Source organism: Pseudoalteromonas sp. SWN29 (assembly GCF_015864465.1).
Lineage (GTDB): Bacteria > Pseudomonadota > Gammaproteobacteria > Enterobacterales > Alteromonadaceae > Pseudoalteromonas.
Genome location: NZ_JADYXE010000082.1, coordinates 1 through 7,817, shown reverse-complemented (window position 1 = coordinate 7,817; position 7,817 = coordinate 1). Strand labels below are relative to the sequence as shown.

Sequence of the window (7,817 nt, the reverse complement as noted above, 5' to 3'; positions counted from 1 at the left end):
TCGAGCGGGGGTCAATGTTTTATTTCAGCTTTTTGACAATTAAATGAATTTAGTATGAAAGCTATACAAATAAAGGGTTGCGAGGCTTTTTCTGCCTATAAAACAACCAATGTATGAGCGACAAAACTATGTGCATACATAAAATTATATTATTTGGCTCTGTTAGGTTAAGCCAACTAAAGTTAGTCAGTTGGCTTTTGATAAAATATTGCGTATGTCGTTAATTAAAAGCTGTAATTAAAGCCTGCGTAATAGCGCCGACCCGAATAGCTCGAGTTAAGTAATCGTGCATCGGTATCATCACCTAAACGCGTTACCGATTCCGACTTAGTTAAATTAATAACAGCAGCTGTTAAGCTTAGCCCTTCATACAAATTAACCGATGCATTAACGTCAACTTGCTCGTACGGATCTTGATATACATTTAAACCACTATTAAGGCCTAATACTGTCTCCCCTCGTTTGTTATAAGAAGCGCGCACATTAAAAGCGTCACCTTCATAATAAACAGAAGTGTTGTACTGATACTTTGCACTACCTATTAATGCCGACTGACCAAACTCTTCACCATTTACAGTTACATCTGCTTTGTTAGTTTTGTTATAGGTGTAGTTTGCGTAAAAGCCAAAACCATTATCAAAAGCATGCTGGATAAATACTTCCGCGCCTTTAGATACCGCATCGGTACCATTACCTACAGTGCTGTACGGGGCTATATTAATAATACCGGCATCCACTATGTTATTTTTACCGGCAAAACTTTGCTCTACATCTATTACCAGTGGCACAACAAAGTTATCTACTTTTTTATGAAAAAGCGCCAATCCAATAGCAGAACCCTCGCTGTAATAATACTCAATAGATAAATCTGCTTGAACTGATTCAAATGGTTTCAAGTTTTTATTACCGCCACTACCGCTAAAACCAGGCAATTCATTAAATGCAGCTCTATCATCGGCCCATTCATCTGATACAAATGTAATACGTTGCTGCGCACCTAAATCGCTGTAATCAGGACGAGACATTACTTTTGCTATTGCCCCACGTATAACTAAATCGTCAGTTGCATCCCACGCTATATTAAAGCTGGGTAGTATTTGAGTATCTTTGTTTTGCTGAGTGACTAACTGATAGTCTTCTACAAAACGTGCGTCACCCGTTACTGGCTCACCTGTTGCGTCATTTGTGTGATCTAATTGGTAGGTATATAAGTCGGTAGATGAAGTAAATGTTTTAGTTTGTACTACGCGTACGCCCAAATTACCTCTTACTTCACTAAACTCAAAATCGCCTTGAATATAAAAAGCAGATATTTTTTCTTCAATGTCGTAAACAAAGTTATCTTCAATACGTGTATAAGGAACATAGTTAGCAGTGACCATATCGCGGTATTTATCCCAATCGATACTTGGCATTTGGTTTATATCAAAACCACCTGCAATATTACTCTCACTCGTAAATACATTTTGAGCCAAAGGCATTCCACCATTCCACTGGTAGCTATCAAAACGCGTAATACCTTGCTCGCTTGCTTCCCCTGCAGCTATATCAAAATTAGGATCTAAAAAGAAGGTATTGCCAGTTTCACGATGAAGCATGGAGTTACGGTATTTGACACCGGTTCTAATTGTTTTTAAAAAGCCCCAATCAACATAAAAATCCACATCAGCTTGGTAATAATCTTCTTCTAACTCACTGCGTACAAAACTTGAGTTTGAAGAACCCGCATCACGACCGCCTCCAATACCATTTTGTAAGTTAGTTAATGTATTAGGGTCGATATTAAGTGATACATTATTTTGGTTCAGTGACCAGCCTGCCGTTTGAGCTGCATTTTGTAGAGTAGAGGCGTTTTCGCCGGCGTTTGAACTTTTATATGCAGCCTCCCAGCTTTCTTCTGGCCCTCCTTCTGATTTTGTATTACCCACAACAAAACGCGCTTTAAAATTATCGCCTTCATAAGTTAAATTAAAATCAAAGGTATCTGAAGTAGATTCTTCACGTACATAACTGCCGCGCATCCACGGAAACTGCATATCTTTTTCAATACCGCTTGCCATCGCATCGTATTGCATACCTGTGACAATAGTGCCCGACTCATCAAGATTTACATCAGTTAAAAAATCAGAATTTAAAGACCACTCTGGTATATCAATCACAGATTCTGTTCTGTCTTGCCCGAGCGTAAAGCCAAAGTAATTAAATCCAAGTTCTAAACGATTTGTTGGTCGCCATTGCGTACTAAATTGAATTCCTTCGCGCTCACGTTTTTCGTTAAGAACTGAACCTCGCACAACTTGTGGAAACCAAACGCCATTGTAACTATTACCGTTTGCATCATTAATAGCATCCCAACCATTATTGTTATCAACGGCGTTGCCATTTATATCTGAAGGTTGTCCACCGCCCGTATAGCGCCATACATTTGCATCAGTTCCGCTCGAAAGTGTTCTGTTTGTTCTTTCCTGATAGGTATAGCCAACTAATACACCAAAGTTTTCATCGTCGTTTTTCCATGAATATAAACCCGTAAACTGCGGTTCGTACTCTTTTGTAACATCAGCGTAAGTACTCTCTATATTAAATACACCTGAGTTTGCATCCATACTCAAAGGTTTTCGGCTATGCATTAATACAGTACCACCAACCCCACCTTCATCTAAGCGTGCCTCTGGCGATTTATAAACCTCTACACTTTCAATCATCGAAGACGGTAACAAAGCATAGTCAAATGAACGCGAAGGCTCACCCGGGGAAGACGCAATAAAATTACCATTAAGCTGTGTAAAAGTAAGTTCTGATGATAAACCACGAATACTGACTGACGAACCTTCCCCACCATCACGCTCAATTACCACACCGGGTACACGCTGAAGAGAGTCTGCTACATTTTTATCAGGGAATTTTCCAATATCTTTAGCGGTAATTGCATCAACCACAGAGCCAGACATACGTTTTACATCTAAGTTTTCGGCCATGCTTGAACGGATACCACGTACTTCTATTACTTCTATATCTTTTGTATGCCGCGAGTTTTCATTTTCTTGCGCAGCAAAAGCGTACGTAGAACCCAAAGCAGAAAAAATTGATACATAAAGTGACGACTTACACAATTTTGAAAAAGGAAAAGAGTTTATACTTGTTGCTATCATGTGAGAGGCTGTTCCATTTAAATCTGCTCGTAAAGCTAAAGCGAGAAGTTAGTCCTTTTACGCAAGTTATTTACGTAATGGCAAAAATTGCAGCCAATTTTACACAGCCAAACTTAACCGTTTGTTAACCAACAATATTAAATTAAATAAATGTCTCATTTAATAGTATAAATACTCATCAAATGAAAGTTAAAACCCTACATATACAATATCTAATCGGACGAAAAAAGAGTGTAATGACTTAATTTGTTGTAGCTGATCTTAGCTTCCCTTCCTATGATCGCATCTACACTGCCTATAAAATATTTGCTTAAAAGCAAAAAATAGTAATGCCGCTACTATAATCATACTCAGTTTGCCCGAATACAAACTCTCCTGCGGTCACTTTTTTATAAAAATAACAAAAAGCGGATGCACCAGTGCCGGTTTTCAAAGCGCTTTGTAAAGCTTAGTAACGTAATTACAGTGCGCAAATCATAAGAGTGTAAAAACAAAGGGGTATTATTAGGTGTGGTAGTTAGCAGCTTACATTTTAAAAACAAAGCTGCCGGATGATATTTAAAAAGTTGAAGACTTTAAAGAGTTGATGACTTTTCAAGCGTAGTAATAACGTCTGGAAGCTCAAGCAATGTAGGCTTCCCTCCTAAATAATTTGTATCTATATGGTAACTATTGCCAACCCAGAAAGGTGCTTTAGTTGAGTTATGTCCATGTATTGAAAAGTCGACTCCATAACTTTTAACTACCTTATTTTGTTTAACTACTTCGCGATCCCACAATAAAGATTGCACAATCATCGATTTATCATCAGGGTAATTCTCCCAATCCCACGATTGCGGAAATGTATGAGACAACCCAATTTTATAGCCGCGATATTCAAGTACTATCGAAAGCGGCTTTGTTAGTAACTCATCACACATAACATCGAGCTTTTCACTCGATATCGACTTGTGCCAACTGCCACCATTGTCCGTCCATAATTTAAAAGCGGCAGCATCATTACTTAGTAACGACTCCAACATTAAATGCTCATGATTACCTAATATCAAACATGCCTTAATTTCGTGTAAGTACGTAAATAAATCATATGTTTTATCCCCGCGATCAACAAAATCGCCTAAGCAAAACAAAGTATCTCTCTCGGGGTTAAAATTTACGTTATTAAGTGCACTTTTTAACGCTGGTAAATCACCATCAAGATCGCCAATTACAAATACTCGGCACTTATCATTTATGAATACGGCTTGTTTTGAAGATACAGCCTGAATAGCGTTAATACCTATATTCAAAATAGACTCCTATAGAATGCAATCTAAAACTTAGATTAATACTTGAGTTTATAAAGCCTTAAGGTAACACAATATAATTGATAATTAATGAGGTAATAAGGTTTGGTTGAAATTGAAATACATAACAGCCAACTTTAGCTACAAGCTAATTGAGCTTTGTTGAGTAATATTTTTAGCTTATAGTAAGAAGTTAACTAGCTAATACCTAGGCAAGCTATTAGCTAGTTAACAGCACATATTTATCAGCCAGTTCATCTAAGCTTTCACGCTTATTAGGATCAGGCTTTATACAGTCAATAGGGCAAACACTTACGCAAGTAGGTTTCTCATAATGCCCCACACATTCAGTACATTTACTAGCATCAATTTGATATATTTTAGCCCCCATATAAATAGCCTCATTAGGGCATTCAGGATCGCACATGTCGCAGTTAATGCATTTACTATTTATGAGTAAAGCCACTTTTTAGCCTTTCCAATTAAAATCATTATAAAACATAAATATAGAGTTAAAACAAATGTTTTTTGACTACTTTTAATACAAGCCCAGTTCAATAAAAAACCTTTATTTTTCATTAAATCGTAGCACACATTCGTAACACACCATTTTATTTTTAGGTGTAAATTACAGCCGCGAATTATGCCTATTCTTCTCTGTTGCTTTGTTGATCTCAATCAATAAAGAAACAGAGAGGCCTTTATTTGTATAGGTTATAACAAAGCTAATAAATTTTTATCTAAATCGTCCTGTGGTAGCGTTTACACATAGCTATATACCGCGGTCTTTGCTTGCAAACCCTATAAAGTGCTTTTACTAGGTGGTGCAGATTGATTTCTTATAAAAGCGGGGATATCAAAAATATCAGATGCCTTTGGCTTAGTGGCGACTACTTTAGAGCTTGACTGACCTGTAGTGTCATCAAGTATCATTTTTGAACTCGCGCCCGTAGCAATAACCAGTAGCTCATAATTGGTTGCTAAGTTTTCAATTTTTGAAACACCACAAATAACCAACGCATTTGGGCTTACCTGCTGGCGCACAGTATCTGTAATTAAATTATAACTTCCTAAAGAAATTTCATCTTTGCAGTTTACTTGTATTATCACCCCCGTACTTGACGACATATCAACTTGATTAACTAGCGGGTTGTTTAACGCCGCATCAAGCGCAGTAGTGAGTTCACTTTCTTCATCGCATTTACCAACACCCAGTACCGCATCGCCCTGGCAATCCATAATTTTGGCAAAATCGTTTAAATCAACGTTTATTAAGCCTTGAAAGCACAGCATATCGATTAATGATTTTATGAGTGAGTGGAGTATTTGGTTTGAGTATTTAAACGCATCAAATAAGCCAATATCGTTACCTAGCACTTCAATGAGTTGATCGTTTGGGAGAGTAATAACAGCATTAGCATGTTCTTTAAGTTCATTTAAACCTGCTTGCGCTATATTACTCCTAAACTGCCCTTCACTGCTAAATGGCAATGTAGCAACAAATATAATGGGTTTACCTTGCTCACTAGCAAGCTCTGCAATATACGGGCTAGCGCCAGTCCCAGTACCACCACCCAACCCTGTTGCACAGAGTATTATATCGCAGCCATTAATGAGTGTTAAAAGCTGCTCTTTGCTCTCTTCTGCCGCTTGCAGCCCAACTTTAGGGTCGGCTCCTGCGCCATACCCATGAGTTAACTCAGCACCTATAAGCACAGCTTCATCACTTTGCGTATGCTCAAGCACCACTTTGTCGGTATTAACACTGTACAAATGCGCCTGTTCAGATTCACGTTGTTCAAAAATACTGTTTAGCGTATTACAGCCACACCCACCAATACCAAATACACCAATCGATAAACCATCATTTTGTTGAATTAATTGAAACATAACTACTCCTTAACTTTAAAAGGAGCATAGCAAACAGATGCGTCAAATTTTGACGCACCTAAACATTTAAATTAATTAGAGATAGTTTGTAGTAGCCTCTTTAAGCTTGCTAACAATTCTTTGCCGCAGCTTTTCAGGTTTAATAACTTCAAGCCAATGAGCACATTTAAATAGCTCATCAGTCAATTGCTCGGTATCAGTAGTTTGATAGGTTAGTAATACATTTTTATCGTCAATATGTTGCTTGTCAGTCAGCTCGCCAAGTTCAATAAATCCTTGATTAACCGCCGAATGGCTAGGCACTTTCACAACTAACTCAATCGCTTCTTGCGACATGCCTTTATTAATCGCACTACGCAGCGACTTTAATTGCTCAGCGCTTGGCTCACGTCGTGTTTTTTGCAAGATGTGTACATTGCGGATGCGGTAAACCGGCATCTGATAGCACTTATCGTGAAGCTCCCCCACCATAAACTGCGCCATTAAAACGCCGCCTTGCTCAACTAAATTATAAAAACTCAATTCAGCAAACTTAAGCCAATGTGCCTCATCGTACAGCACTCTATAAAGCTCAGCGCTCACTGCACGCCTATGGTTAATCGCATGCTCAATTTGCGCAACTAACTGAGTATCAATATTCACTTTTAACGAAGATTTTGGCAGGGTTGCAAGCCAATTAGGCACATAGCCATTAAAACGTTTAAGCGCTTGCTCTACTTTAATATGCACAGACTGCTTAACATCACTCGGGACAGATTGCGGTAATAACTGCTCTAACAGCAAATAATGCTCAGCGACTTCACTGCTCATAACTTTTGCGTTACCACCTCGCCACTGAGCATTGATAGACCAGCCATACGGCTTACTCCGCGTATCTTTTTCAAGGCCAAAACAACCTTGGTCGTAGAGTGATTGGAGATCGCGTTGGAGCATGCGGGTTGTTACTTGAAAGCCTTGCTCTAATAGCTTAGCTTTCAGTTCAATGGCTGACGTACGAAAAGGTCTAACAGGTATACAATTTAAGATAGCCTCATATCGTAAAACTTGCATAGCCAAATCTATTTATTAAACACTTATGCTAAAGACACTAATTAACAACTTTTCGTCGTCATTAAACCCATATGGTTGTGCATCTTCTAACAAGCTATATCTAACACTCACGTTTGCTTTACCTTCTAACTGTGTACTAAGGTAATCTAACCTTTTATCTATTAAATCACTCGCTTTTGTACTTTTGAGAGTTTCTTTGAGGCGCCTAACACTAACGATATAACCTGTTTGCAATCGCTTAGATCCATGTTCGGCATCTGCTAATACATAAATTCTCTTTGCCTCTTTCAACAACTCCTTTTGACTAATTGATCGCTTAACTTCAATAACATGCCTTATTCTTTTTGATTTACGACTAATTACGGCGTTTTTCAAGACAGTTGTCGCCTAAATTGTTAAGCAGCTTCTTTGTGTTGCTCTGGATTTAACTCCACAGCGC

6 protein-coding genes are annotated in these 7,817 nt (G+C 38.2%); all 6 read right to left on the bottom strand.

From position 1 onward, the window contains the following. Window positions 1-224: 224 nt before the first annotated feature. The 6 genes from I6F53_RS19520 to I6F53_RS19495 all read right to left on the bottom strand — a co-directional run bounded on the left by I6F53_RS19520 (window position 225) and on the right by I6F53_RS19495 (window position 7,753). Window positions 225-3,152: a TonB-dependent receptor gene (locus tag I6F53_RS19520; RefSeq protein ID WP_197240857.1), complete on the bottom strand. Its 2,928-nt coding sequence runs from the start codon at window positions 3,150-3,152 to the stop codon at window positions 225-227. Window positions 3,153-3,727: 575 nt separating this feature from the next. After that, the gene (locus I6F53_RS19515) at window positions 3,728-4,441 is read right to left on the bottom strand and encodes a metallophosphoesterase (protein WP_197240856.1); all 714 of its coding nucleotides are present in this window, start codon (window positions 4,439-4,441) and stop codon (window positions 3,728-3,730) included. A gap of 217 nt (window positions 4,442-4,658) precedes the next feature. Further along, complete coding sequence (locus I6F53_RS19510; protein ID WP_197240855.1) at window positions 4,659-4,904, bottom strand: YfhL family 4Fe-4S dicluster ferredoxin; 246 nt, start codon at window positions 4,902-4,904, stop codon at window positions 4,659-4,661. Window positions 4,905-5,239: 335 nt separating this feature from the next. After that, window positions 5,240-6,328 carry a cell division protein FtsZ gene (locus tag I6F53_RS19505; protein ID WP_197240854.1) on the bottom strand — a complete coding sequence of 363 codons (1,089 nt, stop codon included), beginning with the start codon at window positions 6,326-6,328 and terminating at the stop codon, window positions 5,240-5,242. 75 nt (window positions 6,329-6,403) lie between these two features. Then, on the bottom strand, window positions 6,404-7,378 hold the full coding sequence (locus I6F53_RS19500) for a helix-turn-helix transcriptional regulator (protein WP_231616650.1): 975 nt from the start codon (window positions 7,376-7,378) through the stop codon (window positions 6,404-6,406). A gap of 15 nt (window positions 7,379-7,393) precedes the next feature. Beyond that, entirely contained in the window at window positions 7,394-7,753 is a 360-nt protein-coding gene (locus I6F53_RS19495) for a hypothetical protein (RefSeq protein ID WP_197240853.1), read from the bottom strand. Window positions 7,754-7,817: the final 64 nt, after the last annotated feature.